The sequence below is a fragment of the Streptomyces griseorubiginosus genome (genome assembly GCF_001514195.1).
GTDB classification, from domain to species: domain Bacteria; phylum Actinomycetota; class Actinomycetes; order Streptomycetales; family Streptomycetaceae; genus Streptomyces; species Streptomyces griseorubiginosus.
Window position 1 is genome coordinate 83,094 of sequence record NZ_KQ948736.1, and the last position, 24,334, is coordinate 107,427.

Here is a 24,334-nt window from a genome sequence, read left to right on the forward strand (position 1 = left end):
GTCAGTCCTGGGCCCGGCCCGTCGTGACACGGGCGATCATGAGGGCGACCAGGATGATTCCGCCGTAGATGGCCTGGATCCAGAAGGACGGCACCTGGGCGAGCGTGAGCAGGTTCTGTACGACACCCAGCAGGAGCACGCCGGTCAGGGCGCCGAACATGGTGCCCTTGCCGCCGTCGAGGCTGATGCCGCCGATGACCGCGGCCGCGAACACGGTGAAGATCATGTTCTGGCCCTGGTTGGCGCTGATCGCGCCGACGTACCCGGTCTGCATGATGCCGCCGACGGAGGCGAGCACACCGGCCACGACGAACACGCCGAGCATGACGCGCTCGACCCGGATGCCGGCGGCGCGGGCCGCGTCGGGGTTGCCGCCGATGGCGTACAGGGCGCGGCCGACGCGGTGGTACTTGAGCACCAGGCCGGCGACGGCGAAGGCGACGGCGGCGAGCCACACCGACATCGGGATGGTGAGGAAGGTGGTGGTGGCCAGGGAGTAGAAGCTGTCCGGCATCCCGAAGAGGGTCTTGCCCTTGGTCGCGCCGACGAGCAGTCCGCGCAGCACGATCAGCATCGCGAGCGTCACGATGAACGCGTTGAGCTTGAACTTCACGACCAGGACGCCGTTGAAGGCGCCCACCACAGCGCCGGCCACGAGGACCGCCAACAGGGCGAGGGCGGCCGGGAACTCGGTCCCCCAGCCGGACTGGGCGGCGGGCAGGACGAGCAGCGCCCCCACGGCGGGCGCGATGCCGACGACCGACTCCAGGGACAGGTCGAACTTGCCGGTGATCAGGACGAGCGACTCGGCCAGGACGACCATCGCGAGGGCCGCCGAGGCGCCGAGGATGGAGATCAGGTTGCGTTCGGTCAGGAACGAGTCGTTGACGAACGCGCCGAGCACCATCAGCAGCAACAGGGCGGGGACGAGGGCGAGTTCGCGGGCCCGGCGCAGCAGCACCGTCCGGGCCGTGCCGGGGGTGAGGGCGCGTGCGGGCGCGAGCGGGCGGGCCTTGGTGTCAGCCATGGTCCACTCCTTCTATGGAGGCGATCAGCTCGTGGTCGCGCCAGCCCGCCGGGTGCTCGGCGACCACGCGGCCGTGGAAGAGGACGAGTACGCGGTCGCAGCGCCGCAGGTCGTCGAGTTCGTCGGAGACGACGAGGACCGCGGTGCCGTCCTCGCGGGCGGTGTCGACGCGCGCGAGCAGGGATTCCTTGGACTTGACGTCGACGCCCGCGGTGGGGTTGATGAGGACCAGCAGCCGGGGGTCGGAGGCGAGGGCCCGGGCCATGACGACCTTCTGCGCGTTGCCGCCGGACAGGTCGGAGACGGGCTGGTCGGGGCCCTCGGCGTGGATGTCGAGGCGGTCGATGAGCGCGGTGGCGAAGCCGCGTTTGCGCTCGGTGCGCACGAAGCCGCGGCGGCCGAGCCGGTCCAGGACGCTGAGGGTGGCGTTGTCGCCGATGGTCATGCCGAAGACCAGGCCCTGGGCGTGCCGGTCGCGCGGCACGAAGCCGACGCCGGCCTTGAGCGAGGCCTGCACGTCGCCGAACGGCAGGGGTCTGCCGTCGAGCCGGGCCGTGCCGCCGGAGGGGGTGTGCAGTCCGGTGAAGGTCTCGGCCAGCTCGATCTTGCCGCTGCCGCTGATGCCGGCGAGTCCGACGACCTCCCCGCGGCGGACGGTGAGGTCGACGTCCTGGTAGGCGTCGGAGGTCAGGCCGCGGGCGTCGAGGAGGACGGGGGCGTCCGTCTCCCGTGTCCGCACGGCCTGTTGCTGTTCGGCGACGGTCTCTCCTGCCATCGCCTCGACCAGGGCGGCCCGGGGCATGTCGGCCACGGGCGCCGTGGTGATCCAGCGGGCGTCCCTGAGGACGGTGACCGTCTGGCACACCTCGTACACCTCCTGGAGGTGATGCGAGATGAACAGGAAGGTGACACCGGAGTCCTGGAGCCCGCGCATCCGGTCGAAGAGCCGCTCGATCTCCCGGTTGTCGAGCTGCGCGGTCGGCTCGTCGAGGACGATGAAGCGGGCGCCGAAGCTCAACGCCCGGGCGATCTCCACCATTTGCCGGTCCTCGACCTTGAGGTCGGCGGTGCGGGCGTCCGGGTCGACGCGTACGTCCCAGGTGTCGAGGAGTTCGGCGGCCTGGGCCCGCAGCGCCCGCCAGCTGATCAGACTCCGCCTGAGGGGCTGCCGGTTGATGAAGAGGTTCTCGGCGACCGTCAGCTCGGGTACGACGGTGGGCTTCTGGTAGACGCAGGCGACCTTGCCGCGCCAGGCGTCCCGGTCGGCGAGCGGGGGTGCGAGCTCGCCGTCGAAGCGGACGGTGCCCTCGTCGGGGGCCTGGAGGCCGGTGAGGACGCTGACGAGGGTGGACTTGCCCGCGCCGTTGCGGCCGACGAGGGCGTGGGACTCGCCGGGCAGCACGGTGAGCCGGCCGTCGGCGAGGGCGGTCGTGGGGCCGTACCGCTTGACGACCCCCTGGGCTTCAACGAGTGGCGTGACCGGTGGGGTGCTCATTTGACCGTGTTGCCCCACAGCTTCGGGTCGTCGACGTTGTCCTTGGTGACCAGGGGCGCGGGCAGCTGGTCCTCGAGGATGCCGTTGGGCAGCTTGACGATCGTGGAGTCGTGGTCGGTCGGGCCGGGCTTGAAGGTCTTCCCCTGCATCGCCGCCTTGATGTAGTACATGCCGTACTGGGCGTACAGGTCGGCGGGCTGGGAGACGGTCGCGTCGATCTCGCCCTTGCGGATGGCGTCGAACTCCTGCGGGATGCCGTCGTTGGAGACGATCGCGATGTGGCCCGCGGTGCCCGCCTTCTTCAGCAGCCCCTTGGACTTCAGGGTCTGGAGCGTCGGCGCGAGGTAGACGCCGCCGGCCTGCATGTAGATGCCCTTGAGGTCAGGGTTGGCGTTCAGGAGGGTGCTGAGCTGCGAGGCGGCCGTGTCGGACTCCCACTTGGCGGGGATCTCCAGCACCTTCAGCTTCGGGAAGTTCTTCTTCACACAGGCCCGGAAGGCCTCGGAACGGTCACGGCCGTTGACGGAGGCCAGGTCGCCCATGATCTGCACGACCTTGCCGGAGGTGATGTGCTCACCGAGGTACTGGCAGGCCTTCTCGCCGTACGACACGTTGTTCGCCCGCACGACCATGGCGACCTTGCCCTTGTCGGGGGCCACGTCGACCGCGACGACCGGGACGCCCTTGCGTTCCGCCTGGTCGAGGCCGGCCTCGATGGCGGCGCTGTCCAGCGGGGCCACGACCAGGCCCTTGACTCCCTGGTTGAGCTCGTTGTTGATGTCGGTGATCTGCTGGGAGGGGTCGCTGTTGGAGTTGACGGTCTTCAGCGCGTCCACGCCCTGGGACTTGGCCATCTTGGGCACGTAGTCGTTGTACGACTGCCAGAACGGCGAGGTCAGCAGCGGCAGGACCACGCCTACCTTGCCGCTCCCGTCGCCGCCCTCACTGGTGCTGCCCGCGGTGTCCTTGGTGCTGCCGCACGCGGTGAGCGCGAGTGAGGCGCTCGCGGCCACGGCCACCGCGCCGATGATCCGGACCCTGGTGCGCTTCCCTGCTGTTCTGCCTGGCATCTCGTGGCTCCTCATTGAGCGTGGTCGAGCAGATGACGGCATATTTATCAGACCAATCTGCCTTGGCAATACCCTCCGGGGCCAATTTTTCCCGCATCTCCGCCATAGTGGTCTGACCACCTGGCCGGTTAGACTGCGGCGCACCCGGCGAGTGGAGGAGTGGCGTGGACGAGACAGCCCCGCAGAAGGGCACCGTGACGCAGCGCGCCATCGAGCAGATCAAGGCGATGATCGGCGAGGGCCGTCTGGAGCCCGGCCAGCGGCTGCCGACCGAACGGGATCTGGCGGTCCAGCTGGGCATCTCGCGCAGTTCGATGCGCGAGGCGATCCGCGCGCTGACGGTCCTGGGCGTGCTGGAGGCCCGGCACGGTTCGGGCATCTACGTCACCCAGCTGGAGGCCGGCGACCTGCTGGAGACCTTCGGTGTGGTCGCCGACCTGTCCCGGGGACCGCGTCTGGTGGAGCTGCTGGAGGTCCGGCGGATCCTGGAGTCGACGGCGACCGCGCTGGCCGCCGCCCGGATCACGCCCGACCAGCTGGCCGAGGTCGAGAAGCACCTCACCGCGATGAACGCCACCGAGGACCCGGAGGAGATCCTCGCCCACGACCTGGCCTTCCACCGCGAGATCGCGGGGGCGGCCGGCAACGAGACGATGGCGGCGATCCTGGACGGCCTGTCCTCCCGCACCTTCCGGGCCCGCGTCTGGCGCGGCTACCAGGAGGAGGGCGCCTTCGCCCGCACCCGGCGCGAGCACACGGCGATCCACCGCGCCCTGGTCGCGCACGACCCGGAGGCGGCGCGGGCGGCGGCGGCCGCGCACGTGGGCGAGGTCGAGCAGTGGCTGCGGGCACAGCTCGGCGCGTGACGCTGGGGCTGTACGTGCAGGCCTTCCTCACACCGCCCCTGTGCCGAACGCCCCACGACGAACCGCGCGAGCGCTCTCGACGTCAGGTCCGCCGCACGGCAGAGTTCTCCTCACGTACTCGCCAGTAGCCCGAGGAGCGCACGTGACCAGCTGGGTCGGCCGCACCGCCGCCGAGATCGCCGCCGCCGTCCGCGAGAAGCGGGTCACCCCGCGCGAGGTGGTGGCCGAGCACCTCGACCGGATCGGGAAACTGGACGGGCGCCTCGGAGCGTTCCGGGTGGTGCGGGCCGAGGCGGCGCTCGCGGAGGCCGACGAGGTGGGTTCCCGGGACGATCTCGGCGAACTGCCCCTGGCCGGGGTGCCGGTGGCGGTCAAGGACAACCTCTCCGTGCGCGGCGAGAGCAACCGCGTCGGCACCGCCGCGACCCCGGACACCCCGGCCGAGGCCGACCATGTCGTGGTGGCCCGGCTGCGGGCGGCCGGCGCGGTGGTCGTGGGCCTCACGAACGTGCCGGAACTGTGCGTCTTCGGTACCACGGAGGGCGTCCACGGCACCTCCCGCAACCCGTGGGACACCTCGCGCACGGCGGGCGGCTCCTCCGGCGGCAGCGCGACCGCGGTCGCCGCCGGACTGGTCCCGCTCGCCCTCGGCAACGACGGCATGGGCTCGCTGCGCATCCCGGCGGCCAACTGCGGCCTGGTCACCCTGAAGCCGGGCTCGGGGGTGGTCCCGGCGGGCATCAGCGACGGCGACTGGTTCGGCATGTCCGAGAACGGCCCGCTCGCGACCACCGTCGAGGACGCCCGCCTGCTGCTGTCGGTCATCGCCGGCACCGAGTTCGTACGACGGGACGCGCCCGCCACCCTCGACGTGGCGGTGTCCCTGCGCAGCCCGCTCGCCGGGGTCACCGTCGGCGCGCCCTACAAGAACGCGGTCCGGGAGGCGGCCGGACTGCTGATCAAGGCGGGGCACCAGGTGCGGCGCGCCGACCCGCCGTACCCGATGTCGCTGGGCGTCACCTCGCTGGCCACCTGGACGGCCGGCACGTCGGTGGACGCGCAGGGGCTGGATCCGCGGCTGCTGGCCCGGCGCACCCGGGTGCACGCGGCGATCGGCCGGCGCTTCGTCGCGGGCGTGCGGACGGGCAAGGCGCGGCAGGCGCTGCGCGACCGGCTCGAGCCGTTCTTCGCCGAGCACGACGTCCTGCTGCTCCCGGCGCTGGCCCGCCGCTCCCCCAAGGCGGAGGCGTGGCACGAGCGGGGCTGGCTGCGCAACGTCCTCGCCAACACCGCCTACTCGCCCCTCACCCCGCCGTGGAACCTCACCGGCTGGCCGGCCATGTCGGTCCCGCTCGGCACCCTGCCCTCGGGCGCCCCCACCGCCGTACAACTGGTGGCGCGGCCCGGGTCGGAGACCGTGCTGCTGGAGGTCGCGGAGGAGCTGGAGCGACGGCAGCCGTGGCAGCGGACCGCACCGGTCGACTGAGCCGTGCCCCGGGGCGGAGCGAAATCGTTCGCGGTGCCGTCCCGCCGTCCCTAGCCTGAACTCCGTGATCACACTTGGGCTTTCGGACCGCGCCGGGCGTCAGGTCGTCCTGCGGGACGTGGACGACGAGAACTGGCGCGCCGTCGCGGATGTCGCTCCGCTGGACGAACAGCGCCGCTATGTGGCCGCGTTGGCGGCTCGCTACCTGCTGCTGTCCCAGCGGGAGGGGGTCTGGCACTCGCTGGCCGTGTGCGCCGACGACACCGTGGCCGGTCATGTCATGTGGGGACGCGACGAGGACGGCTCGTACTGGCTCGGGGGGATGGTGATCGACGGCCCCGAACAGGGCAAGGGGGTCGGGCGGGCGGCGGTGCTGACCCTCGTGGAGTGGCTGGCCCGCCGGTCGGACTGCGCGGAACTCCGTGTGTCGTACCACCCGGACAACACGCCGGCCGCCCGGCTGTATACCGCCGTGGGCTTCCGGCCGACGGGCGAGGTCTCCGACGACGAGGTCGTGGCCGGTCTGCGCGTGGTCGACGGGCGGCCCCTGGCGGGGTGATTCAGAGGGCCCTGTGCATGACGTGCAGGCCGACCCTGCCGTGCCGGGGGTGTTCGAAGGCGTCCGGGACAGTGCCGAGGATCGTGAAGCCCAGCGAGGTCCAGAGCCCCACGGCCGGGTTGGTCTCGACGACGGCGTTGAACACCATGCCGCGGTAGCCGTCGGCCGCGGCGGCCGCCAGGACGTGCTCGGCGAGGGCGCGACCGTAGCCGCGGCCGCCCCGGTCGGGGTCGACCATGAAGCCGGCGTTGGCGATCCGGGCGGCCGGGCCGCCGTAGTTGGGGGTGACGTAGGCCGAGGCGACGATCGCACCGGTCTCGTCCTCGACGACGAAGACGCGCTTGGCCGGGCTCATCCACAGGGCGCGGGCGGCTTCCTCGGAGGTGTCGGGGTCCCAGGCGTAGGTCTCGCCGGCGGCCACGATCCGGTGCCAGAAAGGCCAGATCCGCGGCCAGTCGTCGGCCGCGGCTTCTCTGATCAGCATGGGCGCGAGTCTTCCACGCCCATGCCGTCGGCGATCGCGAAGGTCCTGCTGTCAGTCCACGCTGGGCAGGATGTGGGGCTCGGCGAGGTCGTCCTCGTAACCTGCGAGACGGATGGGAGCGGAGCGCGCCCACACGTCGAGACTGCCGATGTCCCCGGGCCGTCGGCCCGCGCGCTCCGGGCGTTCCTTGGGGCGCTGTTCGCGATTCGTCTTCTCCGGTGTCACCGCGCACTCCTTATGTGTCGGGCTCACCCTCGGGACGGGTACCTGTCAACCTGCGGTCCGGTGCCTGGACGTCCGCTCGGGTCTGGGTCGAGATCGGGTTCGGACGCGGTGGCGCCGGCAACTCAGGTGAGAGCAGGCCATGGTGAACGGCTTGTCCCGGGACGGACTGTGGGTGTGGGTGGGACCCCGTACTGCCGTCCGTCCGCTACAGACTAACCAGATGAGCGGGGGCGCGCTCGATAGGGGCCAAAAACAAGGTGTAACCATTGCAATTCGACTGTGTTCTTTCAGCCGTTTTCCGGGTGATTTGTCATTCAATACCCCTTCCTGAAGTCACCCGTTCGGCCTAGGGCTCGACCGGGCCTCCGAGCCCGGCGGCAGCGCAGTTCAGGTCCCGTTGGCCGAATCGCAAGGCGACCGTGCTGTGCTGGCCCGTGGCAACGGCCGGCCCGGCGGGAGGTCTGACGTATGGAACTGCGCAGTGTCGACGAGCTGATGGATCTGCTGCACGCCTGCGGCAGCGAACACGCCCTGCGGACCGCCGCGCTGCTGCGCCGCAGCCGGCCCGCCGACAAGGAGCTCCAGGTGGCCGGCCTGCTGCTGGGCCTCGGACCGGCGGCCGAGGCGTTCCGCGGCCTGCTCGGCGACCGGGTCCACCGGCTGCTGCGCCGGCACGGCCCCACCACCGACGACGACCTGCTCCGCCTGGCCGGCGAGGACGGCCTGACGGCCCGTTTCGACGCGGGCGTCCTGGAGGACTGGCGGGCCGTCCTCGAACTGGTCGCGGCACACAACTCCCGTCTGGAGTCTGTCGACTGACGGTCCGTCATGAGACGGTACGGCGATGACGTCGTCGTACGGACTCAACGGCAGGGCCGCCCTGGTGACCGGCGGCACCCGCGGGATCGGGCTCGAGGTCGCGCGGCAACTGGCCGACGCCGGGGCGCTGGTGTGCGTCACGGCCAGGGGCCGGGAGGACGTCCGCAGGGTCGCCGGCGAACTCGGAGGCATCGGACTGGCGGGCAGCGTCGCCGACCCGGACCATCCGCGCGCGGCCGTGGACCTCGTCCTGCGTGAGTTCGGCCGCCTCGACGTGCTGGTCAACAACGCGGCGACCAACGAGCCGTACGGCCCCCTCATGGAGGTCGATCCGGACGCGTGGCACGAGGCGTTCACCGTCAACGTGGAGGCTCCGCTGCGGCTGGTGCGCGAGGCCTGGCGGGCGTGGCTGCGGGAGCACGGCGGCTCGGTGGTGAACGTCTGCACGGAGGGTGCCGCGCATGTCGGGCCGAACGTGGGCGCCTACGGCACCAGCAAGGCGGCGCTGCTGCATCTCACCCAGCAGCTGGCGGGCGAGCTGGCTCCCCGGGTGCGGGTCAACTCCGTCTCCCCCGGGCTCGTCCGCACCGAGATGGCACGGTTCGTGTGGGAGCAGGGGCCCGTCGAGCTGCCGCTCGGGCGGATCGGCGAGCCCGAGGACGTCGCGCGGGCCGTGGTGTGGCTGGCGTCCGACGCCGCCGGGTGGATCACCGGAGCGGATCTGCTGGTGGACGGGGGCACCCGGGTGCGGGCGGCGCGCCCGGGCGGGTACGCGGTCCACGACCGGCTGCGGTCGTCGGCGCCGCGGCCCTCATGACGGGGTCACGGGAACAGGGCGATGCCCATGAGGACGATCAGGCACAGGAAGACGACGAGCGCGATCATGCCCCAGCTCCAGGGGTGCCGGAGCCGGTCGGAGGCACCGCCGCGGGGCCGGTCCTCGGGAAGCTCCCGCCGGACCGGACGGTCGCTCGCGTAGAACTCCTCGTCGGTCGGGTAGCGGTTGCGCGGGTCGTCGAACGCGCGCGGATCGATGCTGTGTGGACGTTCCATGACAACTCCTGGCAGGGAACTGGCCGTCTTCCGGGTTCCCCGCCGCCGTCGGCCCACACGTCAGGGCCGACGGTCGCGGCGGCCACGGCTCACCACTTGCCGGGCGCGTAGTCCTTCAGGAAGACCCCGTACACGTCCTCGCCGTCCTCGCCGCGCACGATCGGGTCGTAGACGCGGGCCGCGCCGTCGACCAGGTCGAGGGGCGCGTGGAAGCCCTCCTCGGCGAGGCGGAGCTTGTCGTAGTGGGGGCGCTCGTCGGTGATCCAGCCGGTGTCGACGGAGGTCATGAGGATGCCGTCGCTCTGGAACATCTCCTGTGCGCTGGTGCGGGTAACCATGTTCATCGCGGCCTTGGCGGCGTTGGTGTTGGGGTGGCCCGCGCCCTTGTAGCCACGGCCGAAGACGCCCTCCATCGCGGAGACGTTCACGACGTAGGCGCGGCCGCTGCTTGCCTTCTTCGCCGCGTCGGCCATCGCCGGGCGCAGAGCGCTGATCAGGATGAACGGCGAGGTGTAGTTGCAGAGCTGGGTCTCCAGGAGCTCCACCGGGGAGATCTGGTCGATGGTCTGCACCCAGGTGTTGCTCTCGACGACGTCCGGGACCAGGCCGCCCGCGTCGATGGCGGTGCCGTCGAGGTGCCGGGCGACGCTGGCGTTGCCCGCGACCAGGGCGAGGTCGGCGACCTGCTGGGCGTCGATGCCGGAGATCCCGGCGGGCAGCGAGGCCAGCCCGTCGACCGCGCCGGAGCCGAAGGCACCGATGACGTGGTGGGCGGGGAGCTCGCCTGCGGGCAGCGGGGCGCTCTCGCCGTCGACCAGGGCCGCGTACGCGGACGGCAGCCGCCGTACGGTCTGGGTCGCGTTGTTGACGAGGATGTCGAGCGGGCCCGCCTCGGCGACCTGCTCCGCGAGGGCCACGGCCTGGGCCGGGTCGCGCAGGTCGATGCCGACGACCTCCAGGCGGTGCAGCCAGTCCCCGGAGTCCTCCATGGCCTTGAAACGGCGGATGGCGTCCTTCGGGAACCGCGTGGTGATCGTGGTGTGGGCGCCGTCGCGCAGCAGCCTCAGCGCGATGTACATGCCGATCTTGGCGCGGCCGCCGGTGAGCAGGGCGCGCTTGCCGGTGAGGTCGGCGCGGGCGTCGCGCTTGCCGCGGTTCAGCCGGGCGCAGTCCGGACAGAGCTGGTGGTAAAAGTAGTCGACCTCGACGTACCGGGTCTTGCAGGTGTAGCAGGAGCGGGGACGCTGGAGTATCCCCGCGACCCTGCCCTCCTCGGTGATCGAGGACGGCAGGATGCCCTCGGTCTCGTCGTCGATGCGCTGGGCGGAGCCGGTCGCCGTGGCCTCCGTGACCGCCTTGTCGTGCGCGGTCTTGGCGGCCCGGCGCTCCTGTCGGCGGCGCTGCTTGACGGTGCGGTAGATCCCGGCGGTGGCCCGGCGCACGGCGATCGCGTCGGGGTGGTCGACGTCCAGCTTGTCGAGCTCGTCGAGCACGCTCAGGCAGACGGCCAGCCGCTCCGGGTCGATGCCGGGGCCGTACACGACCTCGTCACCGGGCTCGTGCATGGTCGCCGAGCCGTCGTCTGTCACCGTCATCGCGCTGCCGTTTCCCTGGTCACCCGTGCGGCACCCGGGCCGCGTCCACTGGTCGAACGCGGAATTTTACTTCAGCGCGGGGCCGGGCCCGCAATCCGGAAACGATCAAGAGCCGCAGGCGGACAGGAGTCCGGCCACCTCCTCGGACAGGGACCGGGCGAGCAGGTCCAGGTCGGGCACCGCTTCCGCGTCCGCGACCAGGCCGTAGTGGACCTGTCCCCGGTACGTCGAGATCGCGACGGCGAGGGACTGGCCGCGGGCGAGCGGGGCGAACGGGTAGACCTCCGTGACCGGGTTGCCGCCGAGCTTCAGGCCGATGCTCGGCAGGGGCACGCTGGTGACCAGGATGTCGAACCAGAGCCGGGCGCCCTGGCTGACCAGCGGGCCGCCGAGCCGGTGGCCGAGGGCCGGGACGTGGTCGGCGAGCAGGGCGACCGCGCCCGCGCCCCGGTTGGAGCCCGCGTCCTTGTTGCGGTCCATGGCCCTGCGGACCGTGTCGAGGCGGCCCAGCGGGTCGGGGTCGGAGACCGGAAGCCGTATCAGGTAACCGGAGAGCCGGTTGCCCTGTGGGTGCGCGGTGCGCGGACGGCGCTTGGAGACGGGGATCAGCGCGCGGGGCGCCACGCCCGCACTGCCGTCGCCGCGTTCGTCCAGCCAGCGGCGCAGGGCGCCCGCGACGACGGCGATCAGGACGTCGTTGACGGTGCCGCCGCGGGACTTGCGGACGCGGTGCACATCGTCGAGGTCGACGACGACTCCCGCGGTGCGGCGGGTGCCGCTCGGCTCGGCGGTGAGCGCCTGGGAGGAGCGCACGGCCACGGACGACAGGGCCACGCAGGCGCCGATGTCGAGGGCGCGGCCGAGGTCGGAGACGGCGCCCCGGACGAGGCCGGGCAGGCTGCGCACGTCCGGCAGCAGGCTCTTGGCGGGCTCCTCGGGGCGTGGCCTGCGCTCGGGCAGGTCCATCGGGTCCAGGACGGCGGCGGCGAGCGTCAGCGCGCGCAGTCCGTCGGCCAGGGCGTGGTGGAACTTGAAGAGCACGGCGAAGGAGACACCGTCCTCGCCCGGCAGCACGTGGGCCTCCCAGGGCGGGCGGTCCCGGTCGAGCGGCCGCTGCATGAGCCGGCCCGCCTCGCTGTGGAAGTCGGCGGTCGGGGCGTGCAGCAGGACGTGCCGGAGCGGGTCGAAGTCGGGGTCGGGCACGCGCGCGGCGCCCCCGAAGGCGTACGGGAGGCCGAGCGGCCACGCGTCCCGGATCCGCATCCTGAGGCCGGGCACGGCGGCGGCCCGGACCGCGAGCAGATCGGCCGCGTGGGCGCCCGCGGTGGGCGAGTGCGCCGTGAAGACGCCGAGTGCTCCCAGGTGCATCGGGTGCTCGGCGGTTTCCATGTTCCAGAACGCCAGGTCGAGAGGGGCGAGCAGGTCTGAAGTCAATGGCTTGCCTCGCGTCGACGACGGGTGGACCAGCAGTCAATCGCCCTCCGGCGATTACGGTCAAGTACGATCAAGCTACGCACAGTTAACAGCAGATTACGTTCGAGTCGCTGGCGCAAGGGGTGGGACACAAGAGGCGTACGCGATCAACCGCCGGTTGCAGCACAGGGTTCAGCCGCCGGGGGTCCGCTTGAGGTAGGTGGCCGTCTCGGCGAAGCCCAGTCGGCGGTAGAAGTCGGCGGCCCTGCGCGTCGGCACGCACACCTCAACGTCGGCGGCCCGCTCGGCGGCCTCCAGCACCGCGCGCACGAGCCGTGAGCCGAGCCCACGGCCGCGCAGTTCCGCCTCGACGGTGAGCTCCAGGAGTTCGAGGACCGTGCCCCCGGCGAACAACGTGGGCACGCGGACGGCGTACACGTACCCGACCACACGCCCGCCGTCCTCGGCCGCCAGGAACTCGGCCCGGCCGGCCGCCGCGGAGGCGAGGACCGCGGGGAAGGTGACCGTCCTGAAGCGGCCCGGTTCCGGGATGTGGCTCGTGGTGAAGGCGCGGAGCAGGCGGAGGACGTCGTCCGCGTCGGCCGCCCGCACCGCGCGGACCGTCACCTCGGGTCTCACCGCGCGGACCCTCGACCAGTTCCCGCTCCGCATCCGCCTACGACACCAGCTGCCCCTTCCCCAGGGCGATCACCCCGCCCTTGGACACCGTGTACAGCTCCGCGTCCCGCTCCGGGTTCACTCCGATCGTGGCGCCCGGCGGCACCTCGACGTTCTTGTCGATGACCGCGCCCCGGACCACCGCGCCCCGGCCGATCTTGACGTTGTCGTGGAGCACCGAGCCCTGGACGACCGCGCCCGGGTCGACCAGGACGCCGGGCGACAGGACGGAACGGGTGACCTGGCCGCGGATGAGACAGCCGGCACTGATGATGGACTCGCTCGCGATGCCCCCGGCGTTGAAGCGGGCCGGGGAGAGCTGGCCGGAGTGGGTGTAGATGGGCCACTGCCGGTTGTAGAGGTTGAAGGCGGGGCGCTCGGCGATCAGGTCCATGTGGGCGTCGTAGTAGGCGTCCAGGGTGCCCACGTCCCGCCAGTAGCCGCGGTCGCGGCTGGTCTCGCCGGGGACGTGGTTGGCGCTGAAGTCGTAGAGCTGGGCCTCGCCGCGGTCGGTGAGCTGCGGGAGGATCGAGCCGCCCATGTCGTGGACGGAGTTCTCGTCCTCGGAGTCCCGCTGGAGCGCCTCGATCAGGGCCTTGGTGGTGAAGATGTAGTTGCCCATCGAGGCGTACACGGTCTCCGGGTCGTCCGCGAGACCGGGCGGATCGGCGGGCTTCTCCAGGAACCGCTCCACCGTGAGGCCGTCCGAGCCCGGCGAGATCACCCCGAAGGAGGAGGACTCCGAGCGCGGGACCCGGATCCCGGCCACCGTGACGCCCGCGCCGGACTCGATGTGCTGCGCGAGCATCTGGCGCGGGTCCATCCGGTACACATGGTCGGCGCCGAACACCGCCACGTACTCCGGACGCTCGTCGTAGATCAGGTTCAGGGACTGGAGGATCGCGTCCGCACTGCCCAGGTACCAGCGCGGACCGAGGCGCTGCTGGGCGGGCACCGGCGTGATGTAGTTGCCGAGCAGGCTCGACATCCGCCAGGTGGTGGTGATGTGCCGGTCCAGCGAGTGCGACTTGTACTGCGTGAGCACGCAGATGCGCAGGATGTCGCCGTTGACGAGGTTGGAGAGCACGAAGTCGACGAGGCGGTACGTGCCTCCGAACGTGACCGCCGGTTTCGCGCGGTCAGTGGTCAGGGGCATCAGGCGTTTGCCCTCTCCGCCCGCCAGTACGATGCCGAGCACCGAAGGTCCACCACGACGCATGGCCGCTCCCCTCACCCTGGTTTGAACCATGCCTGCCCTTGAGCGGGGCTTAGTACGCCTGTTTGACGATCTCCTCGTAGAGCCGGACCGTGCGCCGGGCGACGGCGTCCCAGCCGAACTCGCCCACCGCGCGCTCCCGGCCCGCCTCGCCCATCCGGCGGGCCCTCTCCGGATCTCCGATCACGGAGTCGAGTGCCCGCGCGAGGGCCGGCTCGAACGCGTCGTCGACATCCACGAGCAAACCGGTCCCGCCGTCGTCCACGACCTCGGGAATGCCGCCGACCCGTGAGGCGACCACGGGGGTCCCGCAGGCCATCGCCTCCAGGTTGACGATCCCGAGGGGTTCGTACACCGAGGGGCAGACGAACACGGCGGCGTGGGTGAGGAGCTGGATCACCTCGGGGCGCGGCAGCATCTGCGGGATCCAGTGCACGCCCTCGCGGACCCGGCTCAGCTCCTCGAAGAGCTCGCGGAACTCCCGGTCGATCTCGGGGGTGTCCGGGGCGCCCGCGCACAGCACCACCTGTGCCGCCGGGTCGATGTCCCGCACCGCGCGCAGCAGGTGGGGCACGCCCTTCTGGCGGGTGATGCGGCCGACGAACAGCACGAAGGGGCGGCCGCGGTCCAGGCCGATGCGGTCCAGTACGTCGGTGCCGTGGTCCGGTCGGTACAGGGCGGTGTCGATGCCGTTGTGCACGATGTGGACCTTGGCCGGATCCAGTGCCGGGTAGCAGCCGAGGATGTCCTCGCGCATCGCCCCGGACACGGCGATCACCGCGTCGGCGGTCTCGATCGCGGTGCGCTCGGCCCAGCTGGACAGGGCGTACCCGCCGCCGAGCTGCTCGGCCTTCCAGGGCCGCAGCGGTTCCAGGGAGTGGGCGGTCATCACGTGCGGGATGCCGTGCAGCAGCTTGCCGAAATGACCCGCGAGGTTGGCGTACCAGGTGTGCGAGTGGACCAGTTCGCGGTCCTCGAGCCCGGCCGCCATGGACAGGTCCACGGAGAAGGTGCGCAGCGCGTCGTTGGCGGCGTCCAGCGCCGACCAGGGCCGGTGCCGGATCACTCCGTCCCCGCGGCCCTCGCCCCAGCAGTGCACATCGAGGTCGACGAGGGACCTCAACTCCCGGGCGAGGAACTCGACATGGACACCCGCGCCGCCGTACACGTCCGGCGGGTACTCCCGGGTCAGCAGGCCCACTCGCACCCGGAACCCCCTGTCTTTCGGCTGGTCGGCTTTCATGGTCACCCAGATGTGCCGCGCGGGGAAGAGCGCGGGGCTCGTGTGAAGCAACAGTCACCGCACACGCCGCCTCCCGGCAACCGGTAGTACAGACAGCAGCTGCGGCGGCGGAGGGTGCGGGGGTCGAGGGCGCCTTCGAGCAGCGGATGGGCGAGGAGTTCGGCCGCGAGAGCGCGGGCGCGGGCACCGGCGCCGTGGGGGCCCAGTTGCCGGACGGCTCCCACGAGCGCCGAGGCCGCGTTGCCCCACAGCAGTCCGGAGGCCGGCCGGTAAGCGGTGCGCAAGGCCGCGGCCAGGGGTTCGAGGTGGCCGTGCAGGACGACGTCGGCGAGGGTCCGTGCGTCACCCTGCAGGGACTCCCCCGGTTCCCGGGGAGCCAGCCAGAGGTCCTCGGGCGCGCTGCCGTCGGGGTCCCAGTGCAGGCGCCCGGGCGAAAGGTCGGGAATCCGGCCGTAGACCGCCGCACAGCCGAGCGCCGCGGACCACAGCCGGGCCGCGAGGCCCAGGTGGGCGATGGAGGCCGCGATCCGGGGCTCGGGGGCGTCCAGGGCGTCGGCGACCTTCCGAATACGAAAAGTCAGTGGATTTCCGTAAACATCCGATGACGCGTTCTCGTAGACTTGTGCGAGAGTCGGCAGCGCCGGGCGCGAGGTCTCGGCGGGGTCGCCGATCGTGCGTAGGACGAAGAAGGCGCCGAGCGGTCGCAGCGCCGCGAGTTCCGGGTCGAGGTCCACGACCAGCAGTAGTACCAAGGCCCCTAGGGGCGCCCCGCAGGGGCCCTCCACCCCGTGTCACCCGCCCTGGGGAGGACACGGACCGTTTTGTACTCCATCGGCAGTAGGACCCATTGCCTGCTCAGGTACGACGACGGGAAGAACTTTTACGGGCATCGTGTTGGTCATGGAAGACGACCGTTCGTCGCGCCGGGCACACCGCCCACGCCTCACGCAGAGGAGCTGCTCATGAGTGCCCTCGCGTTGTCCGTGCTTCTGTCCCTCGTCTCCGCCGTGGCCTACGCGGGCGGCGCGATCGTGCAGGAGCAGGTCGCGGTGTCGCACCCCGACGAGCAGTACGCGCCGCTGCGCCGGCCGAGCTGGTGGGCGGCGGTCGCGCTGAACGGCCTGGGCGGACTGCTGCACGTGGTGGCGCTCGCGTACGGTCCCCTGAGCCTGGTCCAGCCGCTGGGCGCCCTGACGATCGTGTTCGCGCTGCCGATGGCCGCGCTGTTCGTGGGCCGCAGGGCCGGGGCCACCGCCTGGCGGGGCGCGATCATGGCGACGGTCGGTCTGGCCGGACTGCTCTCTCTGGTGGGCGCGTCGGACGCGCAGTCGCTGGGCACCACCCAGCGGGTGTTCGCCGGGCTGGTCACGGCCGCCGCGGTGGTCGCGCTGATGATCGCGGGCCGGGCCGCGCACCGGCACCCGGTGGTGCGCAGCGTGCTGCTGGCCACCGCGTCGGGCATAGCGTTCGGCATGTCCTCGGTGTTCACCAAGACGGTCGCCGTGGACTGGACCGACGGCATCGCGACGGCGGACCTGCCGTCGCTGGCCGCGATCGGCGCGCTGGCCACGGCCGGTCTGATGCTGTCGCAGGCCTCCTACCGCGGCGCGGGCCTCGCGGCCCCGCTGGCCACCCTGACGGTCGTGAACCCGGTGGTGGCGGCCGCGGTCGGCATCACGATGTTCGGCGAGACCTTCCGCTACGGCACCACCGGCACCGCGCTCGCCCTGAGCTGCGGTGTGGTGGCGGCCGGCGGTCTGATCCTGCTCACCACGGAGCGGATCCAGCGCACCCACGCCGAGGCGGAGCCCGCGGCGGCCGAGCAGGACGAGGTGTTCCTGCCCGGGCCCGCCGAGGCACCGGCCGACGCGCTGGTGCGCGAGGGCGTGCTGGTCGAGCAGGTCGCCGCCCTGCGGGACGAACTGCGCGAGGAACTGCTCATCCCGTCCCCTGGAGCGACTCGGCCGGTCCTGACGGACGGACCGCCCGGCGGGCACCCGGAGTCCGGCACCGCACTGCCGACGTACTACGGCCCCTTTTACGGCGCCGCGTACATCCCGGTACCGGTGCTCGACCGGCACCGCACCCGCGTCAAATCCTGACGCCGCCGGCCCGGAGGTACGCCACCGGGTCGATGTCGGAACCGAAGCCGGGCCCGCTGCGCACCTCGAAGTGCAGATGCGGGCCCGTGCTGTTGCCGGTGGACCCGGAGCGGCCGATGCGCTGTCCGGCGCCGACCGTCTGCCCGGCCTTCACGGAGATCGCGGACAGGTGGGCGTACTGGGTGTAGCGGCCGTCGCCGTGCCGGATGACCACCTGGTAGCCGAAGGAGCCGCCCCAGCCGGAGGCCACCACCTTGCCCGCCGCGACCGCCTTCACCGTGGTCCCGGTGGGCACCGCAAAGTCGACACCGGTGTGGTAGCCCTTCGACCAGGCGGAGCCCGCCTGGTGGTACGGGGTCCCGAGGGAGGCGTTCACGGGGGCGACGAGCCCGGTGCCGTGGGCCTTCTCCTGCTTCTCCGAGGCCCGCGAGGGGGACGTCTTCTTGGAGGACTTGGAGGACTTGGAGGAGACAGGGTCGGCGGTGGTGGTCGTGCCGGCGGGGCCCCGCAGCTTCAGCCGCTGCCCCGGCAGGATGAGGTCGGGATCGGCCCCGATGGTCTGCCGGTTGGCGTCGTAGAGCTGCCGCCAGCCGCCGCGGACCCTGTGGGCGTCGGCGATCCCGGAGAGCGAGTCGCCGCGGACCACGGTGTACATCCGTGCGGTACCGGCCCGGGACTGCGGAGTGGTCTGCGGCTTCACGTCCCGCACGGCGGCCGACTTCTCGCCGAGGGGCTCGATGTCCGGGGTGCCGCCGCCCCGGGTCAGCCCGGCCCGAACCGAACACGTCGGCCAGGCGCCCGGCCCCTGTCCGTCCAGCACCTTCTCGGCCACCGCGATCTGCTGGTCCTTGGTGGCCAGATCCGCACGGGCCGCGTAGCGGGTGCCGCCGTACGCCTCCCAGGTGGACCGGGTGAACTGGAGCCCGCCGTAATAGCCGTTGCCGGTGTTGATGCTCCAGTTGTTGCTGGACTCGCACGCGGCGACCTTGTTCCAGGTGTCCACGTCGGCCGCGTGGGCCGTACCGGTGCCGATGAGCGGGACCGCGATCCCGACCCCGCCCGCCGTGACGGTGAGCGAGGCGCGGTTGATCCTGTTCGGCTGATACCGGCGGTGCCGGCCTCGTACGGCCATGGAGGCCTCCCCCTACGACATGGGTCCTGCGCCAGGAGGGGCAAAAGTAAGCGCAGCGAACAGGCCATGACAAGACGGCAACCGGCCGAGCCGCGGCTCAAGCGGGCGGCTTCCCGGCGGAGTTGGGAGACGGCTGCGGCGGGTGGGGGTTCCGTTGAGGCGGGTGGGGGGTTCCGTGCGTATGTGCCTGCGTAACACCGCACACCCCGGACGTGCGCACGCCGTACCGGCACGTCAGGATGGCCAGGGTCGATACTGGTCGGACGACCGGCACCACCGATAACGGATGCTTTAGGAGCCACACCGTATGAGCACTACAGCGCAGATCGGCGTCACGGGCCTCGCGGTCATGGGCCGCAACCTGGCCCGCAACTTCGCCCGCAACGGCTATACGGTCGCCCTGCACAACCGGACCGCGTCGCGTACGCACGCCCTGGTCGAGGAGTTCGGGAGCGAGGGCGACTTCATCGCGGCCGAGACCGCCAAGGAGTTCGTGGCGGCCCTGGAGCGGCCGCGCCGGCTGGTCATCATGGTGAAGGCCGGGGAGCCGACCGACGCGGTGATCCAGGAGTTCGCGCCGCTGCTCGAGCCCGGCGACATGATCATCGACGGCGGCAACGCCCACTTCGCGGACACCCGGCGCCGGGAGCGTGAACTGCGGGAGCAGGGCATCCACTTCGTCGGCATGGGCGTCTCCGGCGGCGAGGAGGGCGCGCTCAACGGCCCGAGCATCATGCCGGGCGGCCCGAAGGAGTCGTACGACTCGCTCGGCCCGATGCTGGAGAAGATCTCCGCGAAGGCGGCCGACGGGTCGCCGTGCGTGACCCACGTCGGTCCCGACGGGGCCGGGCACTTCGTGAAGATGGTGCACAACGGCATCGAGTACGCCGACATGCAGCTGATCGGCGAGGCGTACCAGCTGCTGCGCGATGTCGCCGGGTACTCCCCCGCGCAGATCGCGGGCATCTTCCGCACCTGGAACACGGGTCGACTGGACTCGTACCTGATCGAGATCACGGCCGAGGTGCTGTCCCACGTGGACGCGGAGACGGGCAAGCCGTTCGTGGACGTGGTGGTGGACCAGGCCGAGCAGAAGGGCACGGGTCGCTGGACCGTTCAGATCGCCCTCGACCTGGGTGTCCCGGTCTCGGGCATCGCGGAGGCGGTCTTCGCGCGCTCGCTGTCCGGCCACGCGGAACTGCGGGAGGCGTCCCGCGGTCTCGCCGGGCCCAAGGCGTCGCCGCTGTCCGAGTCCGAGGCGGGTGCCTTCGCGGACCGGGTCGAGCAGGCGCTGTACGCCTCGAAGATCGTGTCGTACACGCAGGGCTTCCACGAGATCGCGGCCGCGCGTGAGGAGTACGACTGGGACATCGACCTGGGCGCCGTCTCCGCGATCTGGCGCGGTGGCTGCATCATCCGGGCGGCCTTCCTGGACCGGATCCGCTCGGCGTACGACACCCGCGCGGACCTGCCGAGCCTGCTCTCCGACGACACGTTCGCCCAGGAGATCGCCGACGCGCAGGACGACTGGCGTGACGTGATCATCGCGGCGACGCGGCAGGGGGTTCCGGTGCCCGGGTTCTCGGCGGCCCTTGCCTACTACGACGCGCTGCGCGCCGAGCGGCTGCCGGCTGCGCTCACGCAGGGGCAGCGGGACTTCTTCGGTGCGCACACCTACCGGCGCACGGACCGCGACGGCTCGTTCCACACGCTGTGGGGCGGGGACCGGTCCGAGGTGACGGGCTGATCGTCGCGCGGACGAGGCAGGGGGACCACCGGTGGGTGGTCCCCCTCTTGTCTGTGCTCCCCGTCAGGTGAGCGGCGGTCCCGGTTCCGGGTTCGGCACGGGCTCGGGGCCGGGCGGAACGGGGTCGGGGCCCGGCGGAACGGGGTCGGGGCCCGGCGGAACGGGGTCGGGGCCCGGCGGAACCGGGGAGGGCGCCGGGTCGGGGGCCGGGCCGGGTCCTGGTGTCGGGGTCGGGTTCGGGGGTGCCGGGGGTTCCGGTGCCGGACCCGGTGTGGGGACCGGGCCGGGGCCCGGGGTGGGACCCGGGGGGACGGGGTCGGGGTACGGGTTGGTCATCAGATCCTCCAGCCAGTCGATCGACACCGGCACGGTTTCGTGTGCCGCCGTCTCCGGACTACTCCCCACGTACCCGCGAGCCTTCCTGGCAGTCACTCGGGGGTGTGAGGGGTGGGGGCCGGGTGGGGGTGTTGGGGGTGTGGAGGGGGGCGGGGGTTCGGCTGGGTTTTTGGGTTCTGGTGCCGGGAGGCGGGGGGGTTCGGGGGCTTCGGGGTCTGGTGCCGCGTGGGGCGGTGGGGGTCGGGAGCGTCGGGTCCTGGCGCCGGGTGGGGCGGTGGGGGTCGGGAGCGTCGGGTCCTGGCGCCGGATGGGGCGGCGGAGTTCGGGAGCGTCGGGTCCTGGCGCCGGATGGGGCGGCGGGGTTCGGGAGCGTCGGGTTCTGGCGCCGGGTGAGGCCGAGGTGCTGATGTACGGCGGGCCGGTGGAGCGGCGGCGCGGCGAGGCTACGGCTCGGGCGTCGGCCGGGGCTTGCGGAGGGCGGGGCAGCGGCTCAGGGGCAGTGAGGGGCACGGCGCAGGAATCGACGGGGAACGCAGCCGACGCGGCGGCGATGCTCACGCAGCGGTGGGACACCCGCTCAAGGACGGTGCGGCTTCGGCGCCGCAGGCGGCAGGGCCCTGCTCGTGGAGCTGCCGTGCCGTGGCCGACGGGTCGGCGGGACTGTCGGAGTCACAGGGCCGCGCCCCATGCGGCGACTGGAGCCGCGGCCCTGGTCACAGGCGTCGGCCACGTCGCCGCCCCATGCGGCGCCGCAGTTGTCAGAAGCCCTCGGGGTTCGCCTTCAGCCAGTCCTTCGCTGCTCGGAGCAGGTTCGGGTCGGCGGCGGGGGCTTCGTCGGGGTGGCGTTCGGCCCACTTGACGACGTACGGGCACAGCGGAGCCACGGGTACACCCTCGCGGGCCGCGATGGCGTAGAGCTCACGGGCCAGGGAGCCGGCGATGCCTTTTCCCTCGTGGGCCGGTTCGACGATGGTGTGGACCGGGACCAGGGCGCGCTCGGGAGACTCGAGGACGAAGTACTGGATGTGGCCCACGACTTCGCCTCCCCCGGAACCGAACGCCTCCAGGCGCCCGGCCTGTCGGTCGTCGCGGATCTCGATGTCGCTCATGGGCACGCTCCTGGTCCGAAGGTGGTCGGGCGGGTCAGACCGACACCGCCTGCGGGCTGCGCTCCTGGTCCGACCCCGGCACCGGCTCGGACGGATCGGCCCCGAGCGCGATGATGCGGTTGTCCCGGTCCACGTGCACGACCCGGGGTTCAAGTGCCCGCGCCTCGGCGTCGGTCACCTGAGCGTAACTGATGATGATCACCAGATCTCCGGGATGCACGAGATGGGCGGCGGCACCGTTGATCCCGACGACACCGGAACCGCGCTCGCCTTCGATGACGTACGTCTCCAACCGGGCGCCGTTGGTGATGTCGACGATGTGGACGAGCTCACCGGGCAGCAGATCGGCGGCGTCGAGAAGATCCGCGTCGATGGTCACCGATCCCACGTAGTGCAGGTCGGCCTGGGTGACGGTGGCGCGGTGGATCTTGGACTTGAACATGGTACGCAGCATTTTCAACTCCTGGAAGACGGCTCCCTGCCTGCTTTGCGCAGGTCAAGGGCGGTCCTCACCGTACACGGGCGCGCGTCGGAGTCAATGGTCGCGGGGAACATCGCTTCGGCTGACGCAGGTCAGACGCACCGGCGCCTCCGCCCCTCTCATCCGAGCCACGCGGACTCCCTGTGACGCAGGCGCGGAGACACGTCCGAGCGGCCCGTGACTGTCGGTGTGCCCGGGTTGCCGGGTACGGCCGCGTGTCCCAGGTGCCGGTGCACGGAGTGGATGGCCATCGCTCCCTCGCCGGCCGCGGAGGCCACCCGCTTCACCGAGCCGCTGCGGACGTCCCCCACCGCGAAGACGCCGGGCAGGCCGGCCTCCAGGGTCATGCACGAGCGGCCACGGCCGTGCCACATCTCGGGGTGGGCGCAGGCTTCCTGGGCCTCCGGGCCGGTGACGACGAAGCCGCGGGAGTCGAGGGCGACGGTGCCGGCGAGCCATTCGGTGTGCGGTTCGGCGCCGGTGAAGACGAACAGGCTCCGCGCGACGAGGCGGCGGTGCACGCCCGTGCGGTTGTCGACCACGTCGAGCTCCTCCAGGACCTCCTCGCCGATGACCTCGGTGACCTCGGTGTGCAGCATGACCTCCACCCGCGGATGGCGCTCGACCTGGTCGACGAGGTAGCGGGACATGCCGGCTCCGAGGTCGGCTCCCCGGACCAGCAGGTACACCTTCGGCGCGTACCGGGCGAGGAACAGCACCGCCTGGCCCGCCGAGTTGCCTCCGCCGACGACGGCCACCGGGTCGGTGCGGCACTGCTGGGCCTCGTGGACGGTCGCCGAGTAGTGCACGCTCGTTCCCTCCAGGCGTTCGATGCCGGGCACCCGGAGCCGGCGGTAGCGGGCGCCCATGGCCAGGACGACGGCGCGGGCGGCGATCTCACTGCCGTCGGCGAACGCCACCACGTAGTGGTCCTCGTCCTTGGCGTGCAGGGCGGTCGCCTCCAGCGGAAGGCTGATCCCGGCGCCGAACTTGTCGGCCTGGAGCACGGCGCGTTCGGTGAGTTCGGCGCCGGAGATGCCGGACGGGAAGCCCAGCAGGTTCTCGATGCGGGACGACGTACCGGCCTGGCCGCCGGTGGCCATCGCCTCCACCACGGTGGTGCTCAGGCCCTCGGAGGCGGCGTACACCGCGGCGGCGAGGCCGGCGGGTCCGGAGCCCACGATGAGGACGTCGCCGTGGCGGTGTCCGTCCGACAGTGAGGGCAGGCCGATGAGCCGGGCCAGTTCCGCGTTGCTGGGGTTGCGCAACAGGGTGGTGTCCCGCCAGATGACGAGGGGGGTCTCCGCCGGGCCGACGCCGAAGCGGCGCAGCAGTTCCTCGGCCTCCTCGTCGGTCTCCAGGTCGATCCAGCGGTGCGGCAGCCGGTTGCGGACGGCGAACTCGCGCAGCCGCCTGGTGTCGGGCGAGTAGCGCGAGCCGACGATGCGGAAGCCGGCGCCCTGTCCGACGAGCAGGGCGCGCCGGCACAGACAGGCGCGCAGCACGGTGTCCCCGATGGTGGGGTCCTGGGACACCAGGTGGCGCAGCCGGTCCAGGGAGACGACGAGGACCTCGCCGGGCTCCCTGGCGACAGCGGTGTAGAAGGCCACTTGTCCGTGCAGCAGGCCGAGTTCGCCGATGAAGCGACCGGGGCCGTGCACGCGCAGCACGTGCTCCTCGGGAGTGCCGTGGTTCTCGACGACGGCGACGGTTCCGCTGAGGACGACGAAGAACGCCTCGCAGGGCTCACCCTCCCGGATCAGCACGTCGTCCGGGGCCATGGTCCGGCGTTGCCCGTGCTCCGCGAGACGTGCTGTCTGGTCCTCCGTGAGGCGCGGGTACGCGCCGTAGAGGTCCGGGGTCTCCCAGAAGGCGGCCTCGTCCGCTTTCTCCGGCATCGGTTCCTCGCCGGGCGGCGGCCGGTCGCCGGACATCAGACGAACGCCTCGTGGACGTAGCACCAGCGCCATTCCTCGCCGGGCTGGAAGGACTGCACGACCGGATGGGCTTCGGCAGCGGCGTGCTTGCGCGCGTGCCGGTTCGGCGAGGAGTCGCAGCAGCCGACGTGCCCGCAGGTCAGGCAGAGCCTGAGGTGGACCCACGGGGAGCCGGTCGTCAGACACTCCTGGCACCCTTCCGGGGTCAGCGGCCGGACCGGCCGGACCAGCGCGAGGTGGGGGTCGGCGTGCAGGGTCATC

Annotated in this window: 24 protein-coding genes; 7 read left to right on the top strand and 17 right to left on the bottom strand. The window is 71.9% G+C overall.

From position 1 onward, the window contains the following. Position 1: 1 nt before the first annotated feature. The 3 genes from AQJ54_RS13075 to AQJ54_RS13085 are packed head-to-tail and all read right to left on the bottom strand — an operon-like array spanning position 2 to position 3,592. Positions 2–1,027, bottom strand: coding sequence for an ABC transporter permease (locus tag AQJ54_RS13075; RefSeq protein ID WP_062237252.1), 1,026 nt, complete (start codon positions 1,025–1,027; stop codon positions 2–4). Next, positions 1,020–2,522, bottom strand: a complete 1,503-nt coding sequence (locus AQJ54_RS13080; protein ID WP_062237255.1) for a sugar ABC transporter ATP-binding protein — start codon at positions 2,520–2,522, stop codon at positions 1,020–1,022. Before AQJ54_RS13080 ends, AQJ54_RS13075 begins: the two co-directional genes overlap by 8 nt. Next, a complete protein-coding gene (locus tag AQJ54_RS13085; RefSeq protein ID WP_062237257.1) occupies positions 2,519–3,592 on the bottom strand; it encodes a sugar ABC transporter substrate-binding protein in 1,074 nt (357 codons plus the stop codon). The genes AQJ54_RS13080 and AQJ54_RS13085 overlap by 4 nt, the downstream gene beginning before the upstream one ends. A 164-nt stretch (positions 3,593–3,756) precedes the next feature. Here AQJ54_RS13085 and AQJ54_RS13090 point away from each other — a divergent pair, with 164 nt between their 5' ends. The 3 genes from AQJ54_RS13090 to AQJ54_RS13100 all read left to right on the top strand — a co-directional run bounded on the left by AQJ54_RS13090 (position 3,757) and on the right by AQJ54_RS13100 (position 6,503). Then, positions 3,757–4,458, top strand: coding sequence for a FadR/GntR family transcriptional regulator (locus AQJ54_RS13090; RefSeq protein WP_062029573.1), 702 nt, complete (start codon positions 3,757–3,759; stop codon positions 4,456–4,458). A 142-nt stretch (positions 4,459–4,600) separates the two neighbouring features. Continuing rightward, positions 4,601–5,944 (top strand): amidase, encoded by a 1,344-nt coding sequence (locus tag AQJ54_RS13095; RefSeq protein ID WP_062029571.1) that lies wholly within the window; start codon positions 4,601–4,603, stop codon positions 5,942–5,944. A 64-nt stretch (positions 5,945–6,008) separates the two neighbouring features. After that, complete coding sequence (locus AQJ54_RS13100; protein WP_062237259.1) at positions 6,009–6,503, top strand: GNAT family N-acetyltransferase; 495 nt, start codon at positions 6,009–6,011, stop codon at positions 6,501–6,503. Position 6,504: 1 nt separating this feature from the next. Here the strand turns inward: AQJ54_RS13100 and AQJ54_RS13105 are convergent, their stop codons facing one another. Further along, the gene (locus tag AQJ54_RS13105; protein ID WP_062029568.1) at positions 6,505–6,987 is read right to left on the bottom strand and encodes a GNAT family N-acetyltransferase; all 483 of its coding nucleotides are present in this window, start codon (positions 6,985–6,987) and stop codon (positions 6,505–6,507) included. A 51-nt stretch (positions 6,988–7,038) separates the two neighbouring features. After that, positions 7,039–7,212 carry a hypothetical protein gene (locus AQJ54_RS44945; protein WP_007386357.1) on the bottom strand — a complete coding sequence of 58 codons (174 nt, stop codon included), beginning with the start codon at positions 7,210–7,212 and terminating at the stop codon, positions 7,039–7,041. Between the two features lie 468 nt (positions 7,213–7,680). Here AQJ54_RS44945 and AQJ54_RS13110 point away from each other — a divergent pair, with 468 nt between their 5' ends. Together AQJ54_RS13110 and AQJ54_RS13115 are read left to right on the top strand one after the other, a co-directional pair. Beyond that, positions 7,681–8,031, top strand: coding sequence for a hypothetical protein (locus AQJ54_RS13110; RefSeq protein ID WP_062237261.1), 351 nt, complete (start codon positions 7,681–7,683; stop codon positions 8,029–8,031). Positions 8,032–8,056: 25 nt separating this feature from the next. Next, a complete protein-coding gene (locus AQJ54_RS13115) occupies positions 8,057–8,848 on the top strand; it encodes an SDR family oxidoreductase (RefSeq protein ID WP_062237263.1) in 792 nt (263 codons plus the stop codon). A 5-nt stretch (positions 8,849–8,853) separates the two neighbouring features. Here AQJ54_RS13115 and AQJ54_RS13120 read toward each other — a convergent pair whose 3' ends face one another. From AQJ54_RS13120 to AQJ54_RS13150, 7 genes are all read right to left on the bottom strand, one after another. After that, positions 8,854–9,084 carry a hypothetical protein gene (locus tag AQJ54_RS13120; RefSeq protein ID WP_062237265.1) on the bottom strand — a complete coding sequence of 77 codons (231 nt, stop codon included), beginning with the start codon at positions 9,082–9,084 and terminating at the stop codon, positions 8,854–8,856. Between the two features lie 89 nt (positions 9,085–9,173). Continuing rightward, positions 9,174–10,679 carry an SDR family NAD(P)-dependent oxidoreductase gene (locus tag AQJ54_RS13125; protein WP_062237267.1) on the bottom strand — a complete coding sequence of 502 codons (1,506 nt, stop codon included), beginning with the start codon at positions 10,677–10,679 and terminating at the stop codon, positions 9,174–9,176. 105 nt (positions 10,680–10,784) lie between these two features. Next, positions 10,785–12,113 (bottom strand): wax ester/triacylglycerol synthase family O-acyltransferase, encoded by a 1,329-nt coding sequence (locus AQJ54_RS13130; protein ID WP_062029560.1) that lies wholly within the window; start codon positions 12,111–12,113, stop codon positions 10,785–10,787. A 171-nt stretch (positions 12,114–12,284) separates the two neighbouring features. Then, on the bottom strand, positions 12,285–12,764 hold the full coding sequence (locus AQJ54_RS13135) for a GNAT family N-acetyltransferase (RefSeq protein WP_063806420.1): 480 nt from the start codon (positions 12,762–12,764) through the stop codon (positions 12,285–12,287). A gap of 4 nt (positions 12,765–12,768) precedes the next feature. Beyond that, positions 12,769–13,989 (bottom strand): glucose-1-phosphate adenylyltransferase, encoded by a 1,221-nt coding sequence (gene glgC / locus AQJ54_RS13140; RefSeq protein ID WP_062029558.1) that lies wholly within the window; start codon positions 13,987–13,989, stop codon positions 12,769–12,771. 49 nt (positions 13,990–14,038) lie between these two features. Then, positions 14,039–15,193 (bottom strand): glycogen synthase, encoded by a 1,155-nt coding sequence (glgA, locus tag AQJ54_RS13145; protein WP_062237270.1) that lies wholly within the window; start codon positions 15,191–15,193, stop codon positions 14,039–14,041. Positions 15,194–15,231: 38 nt separating this feature from the next. Then, positions 15,232–15,981 carry a (2Fe-2S)-binding protein gene (locus AQJ54_RS13150; protein ID WP_062237271.1) on the bottom strand — a complete coding sequence of 250 codons (750 nt, stop codon included), beginning with the start codon at positions 15,979–15,981 and terminating at the stop codon, positions 15,232–15,234. A gap of 210 nt (positions 15,982–16,191) precedes the next feature. On the opposite strand from AQJ54_RS13150, the gene AQJ54_RS13155 reads away from it, so the two are divergent. Beyond that, a complete protein-coding gene (locus tag AQJ54_RS13155; protein WP_062237273.1) occupies positions 16,192–17,331 on the top strand; it encodes a DMT family transporter in 1,140 nt (379 codons plus the stop codon). Here the strand turns inward: AQJ54_RS13155 and AQJ54_RS13160 are convergent. After that, positions 17,321–18,463 carry a transglycosylase family protein gene (locus tag AQJ54_RS13160; RefSeq protein ID WP_062237274.1) on the bottom strand — a complete coding sequence of 381 codons (1,143 nt, stop codon included), beginning with the start codon at positions 18,461–18,463 and terminating at the stop codon, positions 17,321–17,323. The two genes, AQJ54_RS13155 and AQJ54_RS13160, sit on opposite strands and share 11 nt — an antisense overlap. Before the next feature lie 307 nt (positions 18,464–18,770). Here AQJ54_RS13160 and gndA point away from each other — a divergent pair, with 307 nt between their 5' ends. After that, positions 18,771–20,210 carry an NADP-dependent phosphogluconate dehydrogenase gene (gene gndA, locus AQJ54_RS13165; RefSeq protein WP_062237275.1) on the top strand — a complete coding sequence of 480 codons (1,440 nt, stop codon included), beginning with the start codon at positions 18,771–18,773 and terminating at the stop codon, positions 20,208–20,210. Positions 20,211–21,304: 1,094 nt separating this feature from the next. Here the strand turns inward: gndA and AQJ54_RS13170 are convergent. From AQJ54_RS13170 to AQJ54_RS13185, 4 genes are all read right to left on the bottom strand, one after another. Further along, entirely contained in the window at positions 21,305–21,655 is a 351-nt protein-coding gene (locus AQJ54_RS13170; RefSeq protein WP_062237276.1) for a GNAT family N-acetyltransferase, read from the bottom strand. 34 nt (positions 21,656–21,689) lie between these two features. Further along, on the bottom strand, positions 21,690–22,109 hold the full coding sequence (panD, locus tag AQJ54_RS13175; protein ID WP_062029545.1) for an aspartate 1-decarboxylase: 420 nt from the start codon (positions 22,107–22,109) through the stop codon (positions 21,690–21,692). 146 nt (positions 22,110–22,255) lie between these two features. Then, positions 22,256–24,070 (bottom strand): FAD-dependent oxidoreductase, encoded by a 1,815-nt coding sequence (locus tag AQJ54_RS13180; protein WP_062237277.1) that lies wholly within the window; start codon positions 24,068–24,070, stop codon positions 22,256–22,258. Further along, entirely contained in the window at positions 24,070–24,333 is a 264-nt protein-coding gene (locus tag AQJ54_RS13185) for a UBP-type zinc finger domain-containing protein (RefSeq protein ID WP_062237278.1), read from the bottom strand. Before AQJ54_RS13185 ends, AQJ54_RS13180 begins: the two co-directional genes overlap by 1 nt. Position 24,334: the final 1 nt, after the last annotated feature.